15 protein-coding genes are annotated in these 21,611 nt (G+C 54.3%); 12 read left to right on the plus strand and 3 right to left on the minus strand.

Annotated features, from left to right (window positions below):
• Positions 1 to 89: 89 nt before the first annotated feature.
• Both ptsP and JXO50_00990 read left to right on the plus strand, forming a co-directional pair.
• A complete protein-coding gene (gene ptsP / locus JXO50_00985; GenBank protein ID MBN2331661.1) occupies positions 90 to 2,354 on the plus strand; it encodes a phosphoenolpyruvate--protein phosphotransferase in 2,265 nt (754 codons plus the stop codon).
• Positions 2,320 to 3,024 (plus strand): type 1 glutamine amidotransferase, encoded by a 705-nt coding sequence (locus JXO50_00990; protein ID MBN2331662.1) that lies wholly within the window; start codon positions 2,320 to 2,322, stop codon positions 3,022 to 3,024. The genes ptsP and JXO50_00990 overlap by 35 nt, the downstream gene beginning before the upstream one ends.
• A 96-nt stretch (positions 3,025 to 3,120) precedes the next feature.
• Here JXO50_00990 and carB read toward each other — a convergent pair whose 3' ends face one another.
• Together carB and JXO50_01000 are read right to left on the minus strand one after the other, a co-directional pair.
• A complete protein-coding gene (gene carB, locus JXO50_00995; GenBank protein MBN2331663.1) occupies positions 3,121 to 6,318 on the minus strand; it encodes a carbamoyl-phosphate synthase large subunit in 3,198 nt (1,065 codons plus the stop codon).
• Positions 6,319 to 6,493: 175 nt separating this feature from the next.
• Positions 6,494 to 8,134 (minus strand): FMN-binding glutamate synthase family protein, encoded by a 1,641-nt coding sequence (locus tag JXO50_01000; protein MBN2331664.1) that lies wholly within the window; start codon positions 8,132 to 8,134, stop codon positions 6,494 to 6,496.
• A gap of 280 nt (positions 8,135 to 8,414) precedes the next feature.
• On the opposite strand from JXO50_01000, the gene JXO50_01005 reads away from it, so the two are divergent.
• From JXO50_01005 to JXO50_01020, 4 genes are all read left to right on the plus strand, one after another.
• Positions 8,415 to 9,428 (plus strand): DUF128 domain-containing protein, encoded by a 1,014-nt coding sequence (locus JXO50_01005; protein ID MBN2331665.1) that lies wholly within the window; start codon positions 8,415 to 8,417, stop codon positions 9,426 to 9,428.
• Positions 9,429 to 9,586: 158 nt separating this feature from the next.
• The gene (locus JXO50_01010; protein MBN2331666.1) at positions 9,587 to 10,726 is read left to right on the plus strand and encodes a glutamate synthase; all 1,140 of its coding nucleotides are present in this window, start codon (positions 9,587 to 9,589) and stop codon (positions 10,724 to 10,726) included.
• Complete coding sequence (locus JXO50_01015) at positions 10,681 to 12,336, plus strand: 4Fe-4S binding protein (protein MBN2331667.1); 1,656 nt, start codon at positions 10,681 to 10,683, stop codon at positions 12,334 to 12,336. Before JXO50_01010 ends, JXO50_01015 begins: the two co-directional genes overlap by 46 nt.
• 86 nt (positions 12,337 to 12,422) lie before the next feature.
• Positions 12,423 to 14,759: an FAD-dependent oxidoreductase gene (locus JXO50_01020; GenBank protein ID MBN2331668.1), complete on the plus strand. Its 2,337-nt coding sequence runs from the start codon at positions 12,423 to 12,425 to the stop codon at positions 14,757 to 14,759.
• Positions 14,760 to 14,961: 202 nt separating this feature from the next.
• Here the strand turns inward: JXO50_01020 and JXO50_01025 are convergent, their stop codons facing one another.
• On the minus strand, positions 14,962 to 16,377 hold the full coding sequence (locus JXO50_01025; protein ID MBN2331669.1) for a sigma-54-dependent Fis family transcriptional regulator: 1,416 nt from the start codon (positions 16,375 to 16,377) through the stop codon (positions 14,962 to 14,964).
• A 218-nt stretch (positions 16,378 to 16,595) separates the two neighbouring features.
• Between JXO50_01025 and JXO50_01030 the strand changes: the two genes are divergently transcribed.
• The 6 genes from JXO50_01030 (at position 16,596) to JXO50_01055 (ending at position 21,573) form a co-directional block, all read left to right on the plus strand.
• Entirely contained in the window at positions 16,596 to 16,964 is a 369-nt protein-coding gene (locus tag JXO50_01030; protein MBN2331670.1) for a hypothetical protein, read from the plus strand.
• Between the two features lie 57 nt (positions 16,965 to 17,021).
• Positions 17,022 to 17,426, plus strand: a complete 405-nt coding sequence (locus JXO50_01035; GenBank protein MBN2331671.1) for an S-adenosylmethionine decarboxylase — start codon at positions 17,022 to 17,024, stop codon at positions 17,424 to 17,426.
• A gap of 3 nt (positions 17,427 to 17,429) precedes the next feature.
• Positions 17,430 to 18,395: a GNAT family N-acetyltransferase gene (locus JXO50_01040; protein ID MBN2331672.1), complete on the plus strand. Its 966-nt coding sequence runs from the start codon at positions 17,430 to 17,432 to the stop codon at positions 18,393 to 18,395.
• Positions 18,385 to 19,653, plus strand: coding sequence for an ATP-grasp domain-containing protein (locus JXO50_01045; protein MBN2331673.1), 1,269 nt, complete (start codon positions 18,385 to 18,387; stop codon positions 19,651 to 19,653). The genes JXO50_01040 and JXO50_01045 overlap by 11 nt, the downstream gene beginning before the upstream one ends.
• Before the next feature lie 7 nt (positions 19,654 to 19,660).
• Positions 19,661 to 20,965, plus strand: a complete 1,305-nt coding sequence (locus JXO50_01050) for an alanine racemase (protein ID MBN2331674.1) — start codon at positions 19,661 to 19,663, stop codon at positions 20,963 to 20,965.
• A 65-nt stretch (positions 20,966 to 21,030) separates the two neighbouring features.
• Positions 21,031 to 21,573 (plus strand): MgtC/SapB family protein, encoded by a 543-nt coding sequence (locus tag JXO50_01055; protein MBN2331675.1) that lies wholly within the window; start codon positions 21,031 to 21,033, stop codon positions 21,571 to 21,573.
• Positions 21,574 to 21,611: the final 38 nt, after the last annotated feature.

Raw genomic sequence — 21,611 nt, forward strand, 5'->3', positions numbered from 1 at the left:
CGTCCAGCATCATTGTTATTTTTTGAAAAACTTGCTATTGCAGAAAAAGATATCAAGCTAATCCTCACTCCTGAGAGAAAAGCAATCTGATGGACCACCTGAAATTACTCTGTGATTTTGCCGAACTCAACTGGGTTTTCACTGAAAGCTCCAGCATTGAGATGTTCCTCCAAAAACTGGTGGATATGATCGCGCTCCACATGGAGGCTGAGGTATGTTCCATCTATCTCTACGATGAGCAAAAAGCAGAACTGTTCATGAAAGCCAACCAAGGATTACAAACCAGCGCCGTGGACAGCATCCGCTTAAAGATGGGGGAGGGATTGACCGGCCTTGCGCTGCAGCAGGGAACACCGCTCTGCACCGACCAGGCAAGCCGGCATCCGGGCTATAAACATTTCGGCGGTATTGATGAAGAACAGTTTGAAGCCTTTCTCGCGGTACCCATTATGCGCGGCATCACCAGGATAGGCATTCTCACTCTCCAGCGACAGCAGCAACACCCCTTCAGCCATGACGAAGTAGCAGCAACTCAGGCGGTAACCTCCCAGCTTGCCAATATCATCGAAAATGCCCGCCTGCTAAGTACCATGGCCGATAGTCATAGTCTTGATTTCGGGGACAAAAAAGTGGAGCTGAAACTGATCCGGGGAAAGGTCGCGGCTGAAGGATTTGCCCAGGGAGGTATCAGCATTCTTCAGCACCATCAGGATCTCCATAATGTGGTTTTCCATGGAACTCCATTATACACCCTGGATGATTTTCAGCGCTGCGTCAGCGAAACCGAAAACCAGTTGGAAACCATTCAAGCTGAGGTGGAGGAGCAGCTGTCTGATGTTGCCTCTTTAATTTTCACCTCCCATCTGCTGATGCTGAAAGACCGGAAGTTTATCGGCAGCATTGAACGATTGATCCAGGAAGGTATGAACCCTCCCCAGGCAATTCTTCAAAGAGCCCAGCACTACATGGATCTCTTTCGCAGCCGCGACAACCTCTACATTCAGGAAAAGGCTGATGATGTCAGGGATCTAGCCCTCCGCCTGATCCGAACTCTCGTCAATCACCAGCATGAGATGGGCAACCTTCGTCAGCGGATTATCATCGCCGATGAGCTCTACCCTTCGGACATTCTCAAAGTGGCACATGAGGCGGTAAGTGGGATTATCCTGGTGGGCGGCGGTGTCACGTCGCATATCGCCTTCCTTGCCCGTTCGCTCAAACTGCCTTTGGTCATTGCCGAGGAGCCACGACTGCTCAAGCTGCCGGAGGAAACAATTGTCCTTCTCGATGCTGAAACCGGCAATATTCATCTCAATCCCACACCTGAGATTATCAAGCCGTTTCAGGAAAGGGAAAAGAGTCGCCAGGTTGAAAGAATGGCAGCACAAAGCCCCAAGACCGCAACCCTGACCCGGGATGGGACGCCGCTGACCTTCTTGGCCAATATCAACCTGCTTTCTGATATGGTAACCGCACGCGACATGGGCGCTGCCGGCATTGGTCTCTATCGCAGTGAAATCCCTTTTCTGATACGCAGCAACTTTCCATCCGAAGAGGAGCAGTTTGTTGTTTACCAGAAACTGGCAGCAGGCATGCCCGGCAAGCCGTTGACCATCCGGACGCTGGATATCGGCGGCGACAAAGTCCTTTCCTACTACCACAATGTCAAGGAGGAGAATCCTTTTCTCGGCATGCGCTCCATTCGGTTCTCACTTCATCACAAACATATTTTCTCCCAGCAGATCAGGGCCATCTTAAGGGCGGGGTCCGATGCCGATCTGCAAATCATGTTTCCCATGATCAGCTCGCTGGATGAGTTTCGTGAAGCCCGGCAGGTGGTGACTGACTGCATCGAACAGCTTGCAGGAACCATGACCACGTGCCAGACCCAACCAAAGATCGGCATGATGGTGGAGATTCCTTCGGTTATTGACCTCATGGATGAGCTGGCTGTCGAGGTCGATTTTTTTTCAATCGGCACCAACGACCTGGTCCAATACCTGCTGGCTGCTGATCGGACCAACGAAAAGGTCGCGCCATTTTATCTCCCCCACCACCCTGCCGTCCTGCGGGCCATCAACAAGATAGTCAAAGCCGCACAGCGGCAAAAGAAACCGGTATCCATCTGCGGCGATATGGCCAACCACAGCCTCTATCTGCCATTTTTTCTTGGCATCGGCCTCCGCACATTCAGCCTTGATCCGGCCTTTATTGGCAAAATCGGCCAGGCAAGTGCTGCCATCTCCCTGACAGACGCTCAACTATGTGCTGACCAACTGCTGCAGTTGGGAACGGTACGGGCGGTTGAGGAGCACCTCCATGCATCTCCATGTTTTTCAGCACGTTCCTTTTGAGGGGCCAAGCTCCATTGCGCTCTGGGCAGCCGGTGCCGGGCATCAGCTGACCATCACCCGATGGTTTGCCGGCGAAACGCCACCTCCACTTGAACAGATCGACTGGCTCATCCTGCTGGGCGGGCCGATGGGTGTCGCTGATGAAAATGTCTACGGATGGCTGAAAAAAGAGAAAGAATACCTGCAAGCGGCGGTCAAAGGAGGAAAAGTAGTCCTGGGAATCTGTCTGGGTGCTCAGTTGATCGCCGGCATTCTTGGAGCTGTTGTCCAGCCAAATGCGGAGAAGGAGATTGGCTGGTTTCCAACAACCAGTTTACCAGCCGCAAAAAAAATGCCGATCGGCAGCAAGCTACCGGACGGCATGGAGGTTTTCCACTGGCATGGGGACACCTTCACCATCCCAAAAGGCGCCGTACACCTGATGCGCAGTAAAGCCTGCGAAAACCAGGCCTTTCTCTATGGCGACCGGGTTCTGGCACTCCAGTTCCATTTGGAAACCACCCGACAGAGTGCCGCGGCCCTCATTGAACACTGCGCCGATGACCTGACGGCGGCACCCTTTATCCAGAACGCTGAGACCATACTGAAAAACAGCGACCGGTTCCGGCACATCAATCGGTACATGGCGGCAATCCTGAATTATCTTTCAGGTTTACCGAAGCATGGGTGATCGCAAACCAGGAGCAAACACACGATTACCTCGTTGCCTATTCCACTGGATTAGTTGACGTGTAACGATCAGCATTGGCCTGCGGCAAACTGATTGTTATGACCCGGCATGGTAACGCTGCAGCGACTTGACCTCAGCATCGCCTTTCCTCCGGGCAGCTACCCCTTTGGCGGCCGCCAGGGCAGCTGCCGTAGTCGTCATAAATGGCACCTTGTAATTGATTGCCGCCTTCCGAATATAGGCGTCATCTTCCTGGCTGCGTTTCCCCTTGGGAGTATTGACAATCAGCTGAATCTCGCCATTTTTGATGGCATCAATGATATTGGGCCGGCCCTGTTTCAGCTTAAGGATGCAGGTGGCGGCAATCCCCTGTTGCTGCAGGAATCGGCAGGTACCTTCGGTGGCCAGGATTGCAAACCCCAGCTCACGAAACTGCCGGGCGGCCTCGATAACTCCCGGCTTATCCCGCTCGGCAATGGTGATCAGCACCGTGCCGCCCAGCGGCAGGACCGACTGGGTGGCCTCCTGGACCTTAAAGAAAGCCAGGCCAAAAGAGTCAGCCATCCCCAGCACCTCGCCGGTGGAACGCATCTCCGGCCCCAGCACCGGGTCGACTTCGGGAAACATATTGAAGGGAAAAACCGCTTCCTTAACCCCAAAATGAGCAAACGGTTTCACTTCCAACCCCAGGTCAGTCAGCTTTCTGCCCAACATCACCTCGGTCGCATGACGGGCCATGGAAAGATTGCAGACCTTCGAAACCAGCGGCACCGTCCGCGAAGCCCGCGGGTTGGCTTCAAGGATATACACCGTGTCATGGGCAATGGCATACTGGATATTCATCAGGCCGATCACCCCCAGTTCTACGGCAATCTTCCTGGTATACTCCTTGATGGTTTCTATATGTTTCGGAGCAATGCTCACCGGGGGGATGACGCAGGCCGAATCACCGGAATGGACCCCGGCCAGTTCAATATGCTCCATGACCGCCGGCACCAGGGCATCAGTGCCATCGGCAATGGCATCAGCCTCCGCCTCAATGGCATTTTCTAAAAACTTATCGATCAGGATCGGTCGTGCCGGAGAAACATCAACAGCAACCTGGAGATAGTGACGCAGCATTTCCTCATCATAGATCACTTCCATCGCCCGTCCGCCAAGAACATAGGACGGCCTGACCATCAACGGATAACCAATCTCAGCAGCAATTTCCAGGGCCTCATCCAGGTTACTGGCCATCCCCGATTCCGGCTGGGGAATTGCCAGTTTATGCATCATCTGTCGGAAGCGGTCACGATCTTCCGCCAGGTCGATAATTTCCGGCGGCGTCCCCAGCACCTTGACTCCGGCTGCCTCCAGCTCGTTGGCAAGATTCAGCGGCGTTTGGCCGCCAAACTGGACAATCACCCCTGCTGGTTTTTCCTTCTCGTAAATACTCAGCACATCTTCAACGGTAAGCGGCTCAAAATAGAGTTTATCGGACGTATCATAGTCGGTGGATACGGTTTCCGGATTGCAGTTGACCATAATTGATTCATAACCGGCATCACGAATGGCAAACGCCGCGTGAACGCAGCAATAGTCAAATTCAATCCCCTGGCCGATCCGGTTGGGCCCGCCGCCCAGCACCATGATCTTCGGCCGATCGCTGACTGCCACCTGATCGGGCGCATTGTAGGTTGAATAGTAATACGCCGCCTCTTCAACCCCGCTCACCGGTACCGGCTCCCAGGCCTCGGAAAGGCCAAGGTCAATTCTCCGGTTGCGGATCACCTGCTCCTCAATCCCCAGTATTTCAGCCAGATATTTGTCGGCAAAGCCATCCTTTTTCGCCCGGGTCAGCAGCTCATCCGGCAGCACTTTTCCCTTGTGCTGCAGCAGCCGCTCTTCAAGCTCCACCAGTTCCCGCATCTGCTCGAGAAACCAGGCTTTAATATGGGTCCTGGCATGCAATTTATCGATAGTCGCCCCCTGACGCAACGCTTCATAGAGGATAAACTGACGTTCACTGCTGGGTTCCTGCAAGAGCTGCAGCAGTTCCTCCAAAGGTTTCTGATGGTAATCCTTCGCAAAACCGAGCCCATAGCGGCCGATCTCCAGGGAGCGGATGGCCTTCTGCAGCGCCTCTTTATAATTTTTACCGATGCTCATCACCTCACCGACGGCCCGCATCTGGGTTCCCAGCTTATCCTCAACCCCGGCAAACTTTTCAAAGGCCCAGCGGGCAAACTTGACCACCACATACTCTCCGGACGGCGTATATTTTTCCAGAGTGCCATCCCGCCAATAGGGAATTTCATCCATGGTCAAGCCACCGGCCAGCAGGGCGGAAACATAGGCGATGGGAAAACCGGTGGCCTTGGAAGCCAAAGCCGAAGATCGCGACGTACGGGGGTTGATTTCGATCACCACCACCCGTCCAGTCTTGGGATCGTGGGCAAACTGAACATTGGTGCCGCCGATAACCTCAATGGCGTCAACGATATCGTAAGAATACTGCTGCAGGCGATCCTGCAGATCCCGGGAGATGGTCAGCATCGGGGCCGTACAGTAGGAGTCACCGGTATGCACCCCCATGGCATCCACATTCTCGATAAAGCAAACGGTGATTTTCTGGTTCTTGGCATCCCTGACAACTTCCAGTTCCAGCTCCTCCCAGCCCAGCACCGACTCCTCCACCAGCACCTGGTTCACCAGACTGGCGGCCAGCCCGCGGGCACAAACCGTCCGCAGCTCATCGACATTATAACCCAGACCGCCGCCGGTGCCGCCCATGGTGTAGGCCGGCCGCAAAACGACCGGATAGCCCAGATATCTGGCCACCTGCTCGGCCTCATCAACACTGTTGACCGCTTTGCTGCGTGGCATCTCGATACCCAGGCGATCCATGGTATTCTTAAAGGCAGTTCGATCTTCCCCTCGCTCTATGGCATCGATATTGACGCCAATAACCTTGACGTCATATTTTCCCAGGATGCCTTCCCTGGCCAGCTCTGAAGCGAGATTGAGGGCCGACTGCCCCCCCAGGTTCGGCAGCAGAGCATCGGGCCTTTCGGCGACAATGATCTTTTCCATCGTTTTGAGATTCAGCGGCTCGATATACGTCACATCGGCAGTACCGGGGTCAGTCATGATGGTGGCCGGATTGGAATTGACCAGGATAATCTCATAGCCCAGAGACCTCAGGGCCTTGCAGGCCTGGGTACCTGAATAATCAAACTCACAGGCCTGCCCGATAATGATCGGCCCGGAGCCAATAATCATGACTTTCTGAATATCTTCACGCTTCGGCATCTCACTCCTCCTGCATCGAAAAAACCATTATCGAACCATGCACCGTTATGTCCTGACATCATAACCCACATTGCACCCGATCATAATCAGTGGTCAACAAAAAAGAAACCAAAAAAGGAGGCGGACCCGCATAGTCCGCCTCCCTCGTATCAAACGTTTGGCACCATGTTCCCGGCTACGCCTTCAAAATCCTCTTGGCAGCGTCATCGAGGACATCGGTAACAAAGGGAATTCCGGTTTCTCTTTCAGTTTCCCGGTTGCCGGAAAAGATCTCATCGCGGGTAATTTCACTGACGTTGAATTTCCGCGCCCCGGCCAGGAGCTGCTGCAGGCCGGCGGCCAGTTTATCAGCCAGGGTATACATGGCAATGGCACCGTAGGGGATATTCTTCATCTCATCGGCGCCAACCTTTTTCTGCACTTCATAGTAGCCGGCAAAAATCTCATCGGCTGTGCGGCCATACTGGGCTACGTTCGGCGGCAGTTCACTCCAGTTGCCGTTCAGGCGTGCTCTTTCCTCAGGCTTGACCACCCCCTCCACATTGGAACCCAGATAGCCGGGAATCATCACCGCCCGGCCCATCAGAGCCAGCTTGGCGAACGGCGCCCCCAGTGCCAGGGCTTTGAAAATGTGGTCTTCCCGCGCCAGACCGCCGCCCAGGCACAGATCAACAACCTTGGAACCCTGGTTGGCCAGAATGCTGGCATATTCATAGGTCTTGGCATGGAGGTGAATGGAGGGAACTCCCCAGGTTTCCATCATATTCCAGGGGCTCATACCGGTGCCGCCGCCGGAACCGTCAATGGTCAGCAGGTCAAGCTTGGCCTCGGTGGCAAACTTGATGGCCATCGCCAAGGCTTCCATACCATAGGAACCGGTCTTCAAGGTTATCCGCTTATAGCCGAGCTTGCGGAGATAATCCACCGAATTCATGAAATCGGCCTTCACTTCATCAACATCGGAAAGGCCCGTATAACCCAGGCGGCTGTGGCGGGCAAAGGACTTGATCGCCCCATGGTTGAAGGCTTCCTGAACTTCCGGTTTGTAAGGGTCGGGATCGACGATATAGCCACGGTCCTTGAGGAACTTGGCATATTCCACCGAGGTCACCTGGATTTCGCCGCCGATGTCCTTGGCTCCCTGGCCCCACTTCAACTCAATAATGACTTTGTCACCATATTTGTCGACGATGTATTCAGCGACGCCGTTGCGGGTATCTTCAACATTCATTTGGACGATGATCGCCCCGTAGCCGTCATAGTAGCGCAGGAAGGTGTCTACCCGCCGGTTCAGTTCCGGTGAATTGATTATTTTACCCTTCTCAAGGATAGATTCCTTGTCGACACCAACAACATTCTCACCAACGACGATGGGAAAACCCACCAGGGCGGCACCGACCGCAAAGGACTCCCAATACTTGGCGGCGATAAAGGTGGAACCCAGCGCTCCAGAAAGCAGGGGTATTCTGGTTTTGGTCTTCACCTCATTGCCGAACTCGGTTTCAATGTTGACGTTGGGGAATATACAGTCATCCTCGGAATGGGACAGGCCCTGGGGCAGACCGCTGGAACCGTAGTTATAGCCTTGAATTCGCAGGGCATTATAGTTCACCCCCACATGGGTGGTATTGGCGCTGCCGGCGGTAATGGAACCGAAATCCCGCGGATAGAGCAGCTTCCGTCCCCGGATACTGGAAAGCCAGGTTTCACATTTTCCCTTGCAGTCAGCCCGGCACAAGGTACACAGACCGGATTCACAAGGGTTGCCCCGATTAACCGTTCCTAAAGCATCATTTGATTTCGGCCATTCAATCATTATCTTCCCTCCTCTAGCATCAAGCATATCTGGCAATTGATTGCCATAAAAACCCTGGTTTTTGCCCCTATCACCTTGGCAAAGACATGTCAAATAAATAATAATGTCAAAGATTACGCTTGCCTACCCGGATCAGGCCGACTGCCGGGATATTCGGCATTATTGCCAATAATCATTAAGTAAAACGTTTTTCTAGCTCCGGCAACCAATAATCGTCAAGCAGGCTAACTACAGGACAATTGTTGACTTTTTTCTGCTGGTCGGATAGAAACCAAACTCCATGGACAGTAAAATAAAAAAGAAGCATTTGGCAATTTTGCGGATTCTGAAGAAAGTCGACAGCCCCATCAGCAGCGCCGTAATCACCGAAGAGCTGATCAACATGGGCCTTGACATCAGCGAACGCACGGTGAGGCTCTACCTGCAGCAGCTTGACCGGGCAGGCTTCACCCGCAATTTTGGTAAACGGGGACGGTTAATCAGCGAAGCAGGTCTCAACGAACTGGCTTCATCGCAGATCATGGATCGGGTGGGGTTTCTGTCGGCAAAAATTGACCAGATGACCTACCGGATGAATTTTGATCTCGACAACCGCAGCGGTACGGTGGTGATCAATTTTACCATGGTTAAACCGGCAGACCTGCTGGTGTGCGCCGATGAAATCAAGCAGGTCTTTGCCCAGGGTTATGCCATGGGGCAATTTCTCACTCTGCTGGCCCCGGGAGAACGACTCGGCGAAATTATTGTCCCCCCTGGCTTGGTTGGGGTCGGCACTGTCTGCTCCATAACGCTGAACGGGGTATTGCTCAAGTATGGCATTCCCACCACCTCCCGCTTCGGCGGCTTACTGGAGCTCAAAAACCGGAAAGCCACCCGCTTTGTTGAAATCATCACCTACGACGGCACCAGCATCGACCCGCTGGAGGTTTTTATCCGCAGCGGCATGACCAATTACCGGGGGGCCATCACCAGCGGCAACGGCCGCATCGGCGCCAGCTTTCGCGAATTCCCCGCCGGCAGCCGGGAGTTGGTGGACAACCTGGCCAAAAGGCTGGCCAAAGCAGGACTCGGGGGATTTATGAGTCTCGGCCGTCCCGGCCTGCCCCTTTTTGAAATTCCGGTGAGCCAGGGCAGGTTCGGCGCCGTGGTCATTGGCGGACTCAACCCGGTTTCCATCCTTGAAGAAACCGGGCACCGGGTGTTTTCCCGCGCGCTGGCGGGCCTGATGGAATTTGACCGGCTGTTTCACTTTGAAGAATTGACCGATCGCCTGCAAGCCATGAAGACCGGGTAACGTTTCCAGAAGATCAACCGGCCAGGGAAGATTAACCACGAGAAGATCCATTATTGACATAATTGGTCAGACACCCTATAATAATTGGCTTTTTGCAAAGATACCGGGAAATTGAAACAACGGGTTGCCTTCCCGAACCAACAACAGAGGAGCAGCATATGTGCCGGCTGAGCGCCATCATTGCAGATGAGTATTTTTCCCCCATGGAAAATATCATGGCCCTGGAAACCATGAAAGAGGGACATGACGGCTCCGGACTGGGGCTGATTCTCCGCAACCTGGGCGGAGCATTCGAAGAACTGAAAGAGAACCCCATTCTCTCGGGCATCTGCTCAAAAGATTCGATCCCGGTACTGGATGAGCACATGGTCAAGCTGGGGTTCAAAACCAAGCATCTGTGGACGCCAAAAATAACCTTGAAAAAGGGAATGGCCATCAAAAAGCGCGATTTCTATTTTGCCCGCGCCTATGAATACCCCGACTGGGCCCAGGATGCCGACCGGCAGACCAAAGAGAGTCTGCTGCTGAAAACCAGGCTGGAACTGCGCAACATGGGGATTGCCGATGACAGCATGTACATCTTTTCCTTCTGGCCCGACCTCATTACCCTGAAGGAGGTGGGGGATCCCTTGGAGGTAGGCGAATTTTTCGGTCTGGATACCAAACCGCTGCTGGCCAAGACAATCCTGGCCCAGGGGCGGCAGAATACCAATTACGCCATCAACCTCTACGCCTGTCATCCCTTTTTCCTCCAGGGAAGCGGCACGATGACCAACGGCGAGAATACCGCGTTCATCCCCATCCGCGAATTCTTGACTGGCCGGGGTTTTCCCGGCTACGTCGGCTATCGCAGCGACAGCGAGGTTTTCGCCCACATCCTCCATTACATGCGCCATGAATTGGGGCTGCCATTGAAATATTACAAGGATGTCATTACCCCGCTCTTCGATCAGGAGATGGATGAACGCACCGACCGCCAGGCGATTCAACTGCTGAAGCGGGTTTTGCGGCCTTTGACGATTGACGGCCCCAACTGCGTCATCGGCATCGACCAGGATGGCACCATCTTCATGGCCCAGGATGCCAAGAAACTCCGCCCCGGGGCGGTGGGCGGCGTGCCGGGCAAGTTTGCCCTGATGTCGGAAGTCTGCGGCCTGGATGCCGCGATTCCCCAAAGGGATACCAGCAAAGATGTGTTCCCGATGAAATATGACATGGTGATGATTGCTGAAGATGCAAAGGAGATACAGGTATGGAATCAAAAACACGGCTCGATGTCAACGGTCAGCTATCAGTAAAAGACCTGCCGTATATCATTCACTGGAGCCCTGAGAAATGTACCCGGTGCGGCAAGTGCACCTCGGTCTGCCCCAACAGCGCCATTGAACCGGGGGTGTTTGTCCGCCACCTGGTTACCTCCGAGGGCCCCCTGCCGATGCCGGCAACGGTGCGGACGACCTATCATGGGATCAAGCAGATTACTGACATTGAGCGCTACTGCGTCGGCTGCGGCATGTGCGCCCTGGTCTGCCCCAATGACGCCATCTATCCCGAGTACAACCCGGCCAACAAATTCCTGATCAATAAAAATCACGGCGGCATACCCTTCAAGCGGGGTGGCCGTCGTAATGATCCGGGGAAATCGACGCTCGATAAAATCAAATTCACCCGCATTTCCATGCTGACCGACCCGGCGTTGGATGCCGGCCGCCACGAGTTTTACATCAGGACCCTGCTGGGACGCAATCTCTCTCCCGATCAGCTACCCCTGACCGTCAAAGATGGGGGCCTGTTACTGGATGAGACAGCCTATATACCGCCGGTACGGGAAATCTTTCCGATCCGCATCGGCGGCATGTCTTTCGGCGCCCTGTCACCCAACATGTGGGAAGGACTGGCCATGGGGGTTGCCTACCTCAATGAAGTGGAAAATATCCCGGTGGTCATGTGTACCGGCGAAGGCGGCATGCCGCCCCGGCTGCTCAAATCACGTTTCCTGAAATACTTCATTCTCCAGATTGCCTCCGGTTACTTCGGCTGGGATGAAATCATTCACGCCATCCCGCATATGAAGGAAGATCCGGCGGCCATTGAAATAAAGTACGGCCAGGGGGCCAAGCCGGGAGACGGCGGTCTGCTGATGGCCTTTAAAGTTCTTGACCTGATTGCCAAAGTGCGGGGCGTCCCGATGCAGGTGGATCTGGCCTCACCGCCCACCCACCAGACCAAATACTCCATCGAAGAGGCAGTGGCCAAAATGGTGACTGCCATGTCCATGGCTTTCGGCTTCCGGGTGCCGGTCTACCCGAAAATTTCAGGCACCAAAACTGCCCTGGCGGTGCTCAACAACTTGGCCCGTAATCCCTTCGCCGCCGCCCTGACCATTGATGGTGAAGATGGCGGCACCGGCGCAGCCTATAACGTTTCCATGGATAAGATGGGGCATCCCATCGCTTCCAACCTGCGGGAATGTTATCTAAACCTGGTGAGAATCGGCAAGCAGAACGAGCTGCCCCTGTTCGCTGCCGGCGGGGTCGGCAAGACAGGCAACCTGGCGGCCAACGCTGCTGCGCTGATCATGCTCGGCGCGTCAGGAGTGGATTGCGGCAAGTATGTGATGCAGGCTGCCGCCGGCTGTCTGGGAGACGAACAGAACCGCTGCAACCTCTGCAACATCGGCCGCTGCCCGAAAGGAATCACCACCCAGAACCCCCGGCTCTACCGCCGGCTTGATCCTGATCTGGTGGCTGAACGGCTGGTAGATGCTTTCAAGGCGGCCGACAGCGAACTGAAGAAGATCTTCGCACCCATGGGCCGTAGCACCCAGCTGCCAATCGGCATGTCCGACGGCTTGAGCATCGATGATAAAGCTATTGCCGAACAGCTGCAGATTGATTATGCCTGTTAAACGCATACGATAGCAAAGAAATTCAGAGCTGATAAACCTCACCACAAGTCCAAACCTGATGGACGGTCACCCATAAGGAATGTTCGATGCATACCATTCAAGGACTGATTGACGGCAAACGGGTTCCCTCCAAGGAACTGGAAGAGACTATTCAACGGGCAATTCACAACGGCTATCGCCAGCTGGAAATTGTTGCTGACGGCCAGCATGGCATTGGTGGCCGCATCTGGCCTTCACCAGACAAAACATCCATTAGTGTCACAGGGACGTCTGGCCAGCGGTTGGCGGGCATGGGAATGCTGGGCACCGACATTGTCGTCCACGGGTCCTGTTCCGATGATGTGGGCTGGCTCAACTGCGGCGCCACGATTACGGTTCTCGGAGATGTTGCTAATGGAGCTCATAACGCCGGCGCCCAGGGCATTCTCTATGTCCAGGGAGGGGGCGGCGCCCGCTGCGACACCATGACCAAGTTCAATCCCCGCTTTGAGCCGCTTCAGTCATGGTATTTCCGCGATGTGGGCGACTCCTTTGCTGAATTCAAGGCCGGCGGCATTGCGGTGGTCTGCGGGGTCAACCCCCGGCATGCCGACAACATCCTCGGCTACCGCCCCTGCGTCGGCATGGTGGGCGGCACCATCTATTTCCGCGGGCCGACAACCGGCCATAGCAGCAGTGATGTCAAGATTGCACCCTTGACCGATGCCGATTGGCAGTGGCTGACCACCCAGATGAAGCCATACCTCAAGGCTATCGACCGCCTGTCATACCTTGAGGAGTTGAGTCACCGCAATGAATGGCAGAAAATTGTCGCCTTGTCACCCCTGGAACGGGGCGATCTGGACAAAAAGCGGCTGCCGATGGATCAGTTCCGCCTGCAGACCTGGGAACAGGAGGTGGGTCAGGGGGGCATTGTCGGTGACCTGCTTGACGTTGAACGGACCATCATCCCCTATATCGTCAGCGGTGATGACCGGCGGCAGTTCCCCAGTTGGGACAATGGCCGGTTTCTGGCCCCCTGCGCCTATAGCTGCCCGACGGAAATTCCCACCCATGAGCGCACCCATCTGCTGCGAGAGGGCAAAACCCAGGAAGCTCTTGATCTGATTCTCCAGTACTCACCCTTTCCCGGGACGGTCTGCGGCCAGGTCTGCCCCAACCCCTGCATGGATGCCTGTACCCGCGGTGTTCTTTTGAAGGAACCGGTGGATATCGCCCTCTTGGGCAGCCTCAGCCTGCAGACCAATGCCCCGGAAAAGGCAACTGCCCGGGCGGAAAAGGTTGCGGTAATCGGTGGCGGTCCCGGCGGCATTGCTGCCGCCTGGCACCTGCTGCTGGCCGGGGTTCAGGTTTCGCTGTACGAGCGTGAGGAAGCATTGGGGGGCAAGATCTATCAGTGCATCCCTGAAGATCGCCTGCCGCGGGAGATCCTCCACCATGAACTGGAACGATTTTGCACCCTTGGACCTGACATCCATGTCAACACCAAGGTCGACCGAAAAACCTTTGAGCAGTTTTGCCGGCAGTATGATGCCGTTGTCCTGGCCACCGGGGCCCATGCGCCGCGGGTCATTCCCTTCCCCGGGTATGAAGATGTTATTCCGGGAATTGTTTTTCTCAAGGGAATCAATGCCCGTACCCCCATGAACCTTGAAGGGAAACGGGTGGTTGTTATCGGCGCCGGCAACGTGGGAATGGATATCGCGGTCGAAGCCTACAACCAGAGAGCTGCCTCCGTAATCGCCGTCGACATCCAGGAGCCCGCCAGCTTCGGCAAGGAACAGCAGATGGCCAAAGCGCTGGGAACCCAGATACTCTTTCCCAAATTTACCGATCGTTACAGCAAAGCCGATAACAAGCTCTACTTCAAAGACGGCAGTGATTTGGATGCCGACGTGGTCATGATCTCCATCGGTGAAACTCCGGAACTGGAATACCTGCCTGAGGGGGTGGAACTTTTCAAAGGCTACGTCAAAGCCGATTCCCTCTGCCGCACCACTATTGACCGGCTCTATGCCATCGGTGATGTGGCCAAGCCGGGACTCATTACCCACGCCCTCGGCAACGGCCTGCAGGCGGCCAGGACTATTTTGGCTGATTTCGACAGCCGGCCGGCGGCCGCCAGAAGCGATGAGATGGTCAACTACGATACTATCTGTCCGCAATACTACGAGAAGGAGCGGCTGCCCCAACCCAAGGATGGCGATACGGAAGCCCTGAAATGCATGTCCTGCGGACTCTGCCGGGACTGCGGGATCTGTGAGCAGACCTGTTACTGGGGAGCCATCTCCCGTCAGGAAACGGAAGATGGCGGCTATGAATATGTGGTAGATGACAACCTCTGCATTGGCTGTGGTTTTTGCGCAGCCGTCTGCCCATGTGGCATCTGGCAGATGAATATGGTTGAGGATCATAATTTTTAGCAGCCCACACAGCAACAGTTTACAAATGCCAGAAAAAACAGCCCGGAAGAAACCTTCCGGGCTGTTTTTATATAACGCCTGCTGCGTGCCGCTTTTCTGGCTAAAAAACCCGAAATACCAGCCGGTTCAAGCGCGGATTCATCCTCAGTCAACGGCCCTGGGCATGAGACAACCCTGGCCAAACGCAAAAGATAGCCGCTTGCTACTTTTTAAAATACTCTTTCTTAAGACCCAGCATTTTCATCTTATTGTAGAGGCTGCGGGGATGGATGCCGGCCATCCTGGCCGCCTCGCCAATACGCCCTGAACTTTTTTTCAGCACCATCTCCAGGTAGAGCCGTTCAACCTGGGACAGTATGTCTGCCTGAACCTGCGGCAAGGTAAGTCCATCCCAGGCGCTGGGATCACCGTTGTCTGAAAGCAGAATTTTGCCACTAATCTGCGGAGTCCCATGAAAAATGCTGGGCAGGTCCCTGGTGGTTATTTCCCTGCCCTTGCCAAGCAGCATCGCCCTTTCCAGGACGTTCATCAGTTCACGGACATTTCCCGGCCAGTCATAACTGCACAGCGCCTTCATAGCTTCTTCGGAGATCTCCTGCGGACCACGACCGACCTTTTTAAGCAGTGAGCGAACAAATGCTTCGGCCATGAAAGGAATATCATTCTTCCGCTGCCTCAGGGGTGGGATTGTCAAGGTTACGACATTCAATCGGTAATAGAGATCGCTGCGAAAATTTCCCTGGGCCACCTCCTTCTCGAGGTCACGGTTGGTGGCAGCAATGATTCTGACATCCACCCAGAGAGGTTTTTCACCACCTACCGGGGTCACTTCAAAATCCTGCAAAACCCGCAACAGTTTGGCCTGCATATGGAGCGGCATATCGCCGATTTCATCAAGAAAAATAGTTCCCTGATGAGCCAGTTCAAAGGCGCCCCGCCGCGATCTTACAGCACCGGTAAAGGCGCCCCGCTCATGGCCAAAAAGCTCACTTTCCAGCAGCTGATCGGGAACGGCTGCCGTATTGACGGTAATAAACGGGCCAGCGGAGCGTTGACTTTCAGCATGAATGACCTTGGCCAGGTGTTCCTTGCCAACCCCGGTTTCACCCAGGATCAGCAGGGCGGAATCGCTGGGGATAATCTGCTGAACCTCGGCCATAAAAAACTGCATTTCCTGGGATTTGGAAAAAAAATCACTGATTTTTGGCTTAATGCGACCTTGCCGGTCATAACGGTCGTCAAGGTTGAACTGCCGCCTGGATTCCAGGATGCTTTCAATGGCCTCTCTCAGGCTGTTAACCGAAATCCCGGCATAGAGTACGACGTCAGCACCGGCAGCAATGAGACTGGCACTCTCTTCGGATGAATCACTATCACTGAGAATGACGGTAATCGGCCTTTCCGGCAGATTGTTGAGCAATGCAAGACTTGATTCCAAAGGCGGCGGTATCAGAGATTCATTGATAACCAGAATATCGCCGCAGCCATCAACCAGTTTGCGCCAGGGTTTTTGCAACTGGCCATAGGCTTTGGTCTGCACACCGGCTTTATCAAGATGTGCTTCAAGATACCTTTCGGCCTTCCGGTTTTTTATTCCCAATATGACACGCGGGAGCATCAGTACATTCCTCCAAATCAGAAAAGTTATTCCTTTTTTTTCTTACGCTTGCCAAGCTTAAATATTTTTGTAATTTAATTTCAAGTACTTACAAAAATGGTTGTCATAGCTATCGCTGGTTATGCGCCATGTCCATACATAATTAAGAATTAGAATACTCTTTTTAAAAAAAATGGAAAGATAATTCTGTTTATTTCCCTGTTGGAACACCTCTTTTTATGGAAAAAATGATTTTCAACAGGGCAGGCAGCGCATACTGGGGCTGCAACTGCTTGGCACGCAATATGCTAAATGGCCATTTCTCCCCTTTCCCGCCATTCAACTGGAGAGGCTGTCACCCTGCACTCTGGACCTCTGGGAATGAATTTGAACACTATGGCCATGAAGAGTTGAAGATGGACGATGAACGCTTGAACGAAGGCAGGAAGCCCAAAAAAAAGAAAAGCAGTCCGGCAGATTTGGCCGATTTGCAAAGAGATGACCGCTTGCATGATATGACTGATGAAGATCGCCTGCTTTTTCGCAAAAAAAGAGGTAAACGGTTGCGGCGCCGGGATAATCTTAAAGAAAATTTTTGGAAAGAATAAGAAAACCGCCATTGCAGCTGCATATCTGCTGCAACAAAAAAGGAGGAAAAGGTAATGATGGAACCCCTATCAGCATTGGCTATTGACCAACAACTGCCAGACGTTGGCTTGGACGTATGGGGCATCGCCTCGGCAATTGATATTTATGACTGCGATCCGGAAAAGATCCGTGACGCTGATTATATACGCACGTTTGTCGCCGAGCTTTGTGATTTTATTGAGATGAGGCGTTTTGGCGAGACGCAGGTGGTACATTTCGGCGAGGATGAAAAGGTAGCCGGCTACTCCATGGTTCAGCTGATCGAAACGTCACTGATCTCAGCACATTTTGCCAACCTGACCAATGCCACCTACCTTGATGTTTTCAGCTGCAAAGCATACGATCCGGAAGCGGTTCGCCACTTTTCACAGCAGTGGTTCGGGGGAAAATTCAGCACGCTCAACGTTACCTTCAGGCGCTGAGAGATGATCAGCATACGAGCGACAAGCGACCTGGAGGAATGTCACCGGCTGTGGAAAAACCACTGGCCCCGGGAGTGCCTTTTTGATCTCTGGCAACTCCGCACAGCTTTTTTGGCGCCTTTCGGGAGACAGCCATTTTTCCTGGTTGCCGAAGGCGGCGGAAAACCGCTCGGCTTGTTGGCGCTCAGCTGGATTGCGGAAAAGGGTTACTATGGTCATTTCCCCGGGGAACTCTGGAACGGCAAAACCTGGCTTGAACAGAACAAAATCATTGCCGCCTCACCAACGGTCAGCTCAGCCCTGGTGGATGCTGTTCCGGGACCGGTGCATGTGCGCTATCTGCAGCCTGGCTACTGCAACCTGCCAGATCAACCGGTACAACATGATGAAACCGGCTATCTTTTTTCCCCCGCTGATTTCAACTTCTCTTTCGCCACCTATCTGGCCCATTTTCCCGGCAAGACACGGCGGAAAATAGAGCGAGAAACCAGGGCAATCAACAGTCAGGGGGTTGTCATCAGCCATAACCAGCTTGCCGATGTGGAGAAGTTATTCACTCTCAACCTGGAGGCTTACAAAGAGTGGTCCTACTTTGCCGATGAACGGTTTGCCCGGGCTTTTGAAAACCTTGTTGCATGGCTCTGGGATCAGGGTCTTCTGCGCCTGACCTCTGTGCGCATTGGCGGTAAACTGGCGGCGGTTGACCTGGGAGCCGTCTGGCAGGGCACCTACACACTGCTGGCCGGTGGCACCAATGGCGCTTTCCCCGGGGTTGCCAAGGTGATTAATCTCCACCATCTCGAATGGTCGTGTGCACAACGGATCAAGCTGGTGGATTTTCTGTGTGGAGACTTCAACTGGAAAGAACGTTTCCGCCTGACAGCCCGGCCATTGTATGCCTTCTCGAACATGCAGGCGATAGATGAGCCGCTGGACGGGCGAGAGGAGGAAATTGCCCATGCCTGCTGACCGCCAGGTCTGCGTTGTCGGCACGACCTCCGACTACATTGACTGGATCAGGCTGCACCACCCCGGTGAAGCCTTTTTTCTTACAGACCGGCTTCATCGCCTGCAGGCCAGGGAAGCAGCACCTGATGCGGCCGAAGAGTTGCTTTGCAATCTTGCCGACTACGAGGACGTGCGGCGGAGTCTACGGCAGCAGATCACCACCTACGGCTTGCACCTTGAGGGCATCGCCTGTTTCGACTGCGAGTCACTGGAGCTTGCCGCTCTGCTGGCAAAAGAGCATGGTTTCCCTTACGTTTCGCCCCACAGCATTGAAGTTTGTCGGGATAAATGGGCAACCAAAAAAATCTGGCAGCAACAGGGCATCCGCTGCCCGCTGGTCAACCAGGTTTCATCTGCCGCCGACATCGCCACATTTATGGCAAACAAGGCCGGAGCATACGTCTTGAAGCCGCTTTCCGGCAGCGGCAGCGAGCTGGTTTTTCACTGCAGTGATATGGATCAGGGGAAACGGTGCCTGCAGATCATGCATGGGGCCTTGAGGAATAAGGCAACGCATCGTTTATATCGCGCAGGCCACAACGGTCCTGATACCATTGTCATTGAAGAATATATTGCGGGTCCTGAGTTCAGCGCTGACTTCCTGATTGACGAAGAAGGGGTTGAGATCATCCGGCTGACGGAAAAAAGCAAGGCCTCCCAAGCGCCGTTCGGCACCATCCGGGGATACCGGCTGCTGTCCTCGCCGCCAGCGCCGGTCAGCATCGACAAGCTTTGCGGTATTTTTGCCCAGGCAGCCAGGGCCTTGGAGATTTCGCGGGCCATCTGCATGGTCGATTTCATCATCAGCAACGGCGAGATCGTCCTGCTGGAATTAACCCCGAGGCCGGGGGGAGACTGCCTGCCGGCGCTGCTTCGTGCAGCCAGCGGATTTGACATTTTGGGTTTCAGCCTGGCCTTTGCCAGGCACCAGACAATGCAACATCTTCCGCCTCACGATATGCCACCCATGGTCGGGATTCGTTTGCTCGCCCACCGGAGCGGGATTGTCAAACAGATTAACGCTGAGCGCCTGGAGCGCGACCCCCGGGTGCGCGACCTCGCCATCATCCGTTCAGCCGGACATCGCATCTGCCTGCCGCCGGAAGATTATGATTCCTGGCTTCTCGGACACCTTGTTTTCATGCCGGCCGAGAAACCGGGATGGGTGGAACAAGGTCAGTCCATGGCCGACCAACTGACGGTTGAGATGGTTTCCTAAAGACTGGATGATAGCAGCCATGAACGAGTACATCTGCCCCTCGGGGGAGTTAGCAGAAACTATTCCCCACCTGCCGCAGGCGGAGGTCAAGAGCTATTGCGCCCGTTATTTCAGACACCGCGAGCTGTATCTTGAGAAAGCCAAACAGGCCAATGGCGCTTGTTACCTGCTTGACCGCCCTGCCCTCAAAGAAAGGGCCCAGCAATTCCAGACCACCTTCTCATCGGTCTTGCCGCATGTCGCCAGTTATTATGCGGTGAAAAGCAATAACTATCCGGAAATCGCCAGAACGATGCTGTACATGGGATTCGGCTTGGATGTCTCCAGCGGCAGCGAGCTGCAGATGGCCCTGGAACTCAATGCCAGCGACATTGTCTTCAGCGGACCCGGCAAAACCGAAGCTGAGTTGGCGCTGGCAGTTACCAATACCAGCCGGACGACCATCCTCATTGACAGTTTTGGTGAGCTTGAACGGCTTGAAAAGATCGCTGCCGAGATGGGGCAAAAGATTCGTGCCGGTGTCCGCCTGACAACCATGAACAACGGTCTGTGGCACAAATTCGGCATCCTCCCTGAGACACTGCCCGCTTTTTGGGAAAAGGCTTCCGCTTGCCGGCATATTCAGTTACAGGGGCTGCAGTTTCATACCAGCTGGAACCTTTCACCGACAAACCAATGCACTTTCATAAAAGCTCTGAAGATGATACTCTGTCGCATGTCGCCCAGGTTTCTTGAGCATTTGCAGTTCATCGATGTCGGCGGCGGCTACTGGCCGGAGACGGGTGAGTGGCTGCAGGAGGGCGGCACCAAAAATGGCAGCATCCGCAAGGCATGGGGCGAGGAAGTCAATGCGGCCCACCGCTATTACCGGTTGCCGGCCGCCGGGCTGGATGTTTTCGCTGAAGATCTGGGGCAACTGATTACTGCCGAACTGCTGCCCTTGGTCAAACATTGCCGCATCTGCTTTGAACCTGGCCGGTGGCTCTGCCATGATGCCATGCACCTGCTGCTGCAGGTGGTGGACAAGAAGGCCGAAGATCTGGTGATTACCGACGCCGGCACCAATGCCATCGGCTGGGAACGCTTTGAAAGTGATTATTTCCCGGTTCTCAACCTCTCTCGGCCAGCCCTGGTGGAAAAACCCTGCCATATCCTCGGTTCTCTGTGCACCCCCCATGATGTCTGGGGATACGCCTACTGGGGAGAGGGGATTGAGAGCGGCGATATTCTGATGATTCCCACACAAGGTGCCTACACCTACAGTCTGCGGCAACATTTCATCAAGCCGCTGCCGCCGGTTCTAGCCATCTGAAGTGAAGCTGTTCTGCATAAAACAAACATAGAATATTTCACGAATGCCTGATGAACACATGTACCATAGTTCCTGTAGATTTTCTTGATCCCGGTTCGGTGGCCTTCTGGACGCGCATCGGCATGGCATTGGTTTGCGGGGCGATTGTCGGTTTTGAAAGACAGCTGAGGGGAAAACCGGCGGGCATCAGGACCTGCATCCTGATCTGTCTCGGCACCTGTGTGTTCGTAGGCCTGAGCGCCTGCTATCCTGATCAGGATATTGACCCGACAAGAGTAGTTGGGCAGATTGTCACCGGTGTTGGTTTTCTGGGTGCCGGTGTTATCATTGCCAAGGAAGGGGCGGTTACCGGTGTAACAACGGCGGCAATCATCTGGATGCTGGCCGGGGTCGGAGCCACTATTGGCGTCGGCCGCCTGCAGGCTGCTCTGAGTGTAACCATCGTGACCGTTGCGGTCCTGCTTGGGGTCGAGTTTCTCGAAACAACGTTTCGTAGGCTTCGCCGCGGTGTTCATGCCCGCAGACCGTTGGCAAAGGATGAACATCATGGGCAGACAGATGGCACCAACCGGCAACAACTGATGATCGACGGGGATAGATTTTCATGAACTATTCATCCATACAGCTTTTGAAGGAGAAACAGCGA

Origin of the sequence: Candidatus Anaeroferrophillus wilburensis (assembly GCA_016934315.1) — a bacterium.
Lineage (GTDB): Bacteria > Desulfobacterota > Anaeroferrophillalia > Anaeroferrophillales > Anaeroferrophillaceae > Anaeroferrophillus > Anaeroferrophillus wilburensis.

Coding starts and splice junctions, on each gene's coding strand:
- ptsP (MBN2331661.1), top strand. CDS start 90: ATGGACCACCTGAAATTACTCTGTGATTTTGCCGAACTCAACTGGGTT.
- JXO50_00990 (MBN2331662.1), top strand. CDS start 2,320: ATGCATCTCCATGTTTTTCAGCACGTTCCTTTTGAGGGGCCAAGCTCC.
- carB (MBN2331663.1), bottom strand. CDS start 6,318: ATGCCGAAGCGTGAAGATATTCAGAAAGTCATGATTATTGGCTCCGGG.
- JXO50_01000 (MBN2331664.1), bottom strand. CDS start 8,134: ATGATTGAATGGCCGAAATCAAATGATGCTTTAGGAACGGTTAATCGG.
- JXO50_01005 (MBN2331665.1), top strand. CDS start 8,415: ATGGACAGTAAAATAAAAAAGAAGCATTTGGCAATTTTGCGGATTCTG.
- JXO50_01010 (MBN2331666.1), top strand. CDS start 9,587: ATGTGCCGGCTGAGCGCCATCATTGCAGATGAGTATTTTTCCCCCATG.
- JXO50_01015 (MBN2331667.1), top strand. CDS start 10,681: ATGGAATCAAAAACACGGCTCGATGTCAACGGTCAGCTATCAGTAAAA.
- JXO50_01020 (MBN2331668.1), top strand. CDS start 12,423: ATGCATACCATTCAAGGACTGATTGACGGCAAACGGGTTCCCTCCAAG.
- JXO50_01025 (MBN2331669.1), bottom strand. CDS start 16,377: ATGCTCCCGCGTGTCATATTGGGAATAAAAAACCGGAAGGCCGAAAGG.
- JXO50_01030 (MBN2331670.1), top strand. CDS start 16,596: ATGGAAAAAATGATTTTCAACAGGGCAGGCAGCGCATACTGGGGCTGC.
- JXO50_01035 (MBN2331671.1), top strand. CDS start 17,022: ATGGAACCCCTATCAGCATTGGCTATTGACCAACAACTGCCAGACGTT.
- JXO50_01040 (MBN2331672.1), top strand. CDS start 17,430: ATGATCAGCATACGAGCGACAAGCGACCTGGAGGAATGTCACCGGCTG.
- JXO50_01045 (MBN2331673.1), top strand. CDS start 18,385: ATGCCTGCTGACCGCCAGGTCTGCGTTGTCGGCACGACCTCCGACTAC.
- JXO50_01050 (MBN2331674.1), top strand. CDS start 19,661: ATGATAGCAGCCATGAACGAGTACATCTGCCCCTCGGGGGAGTTAGCA.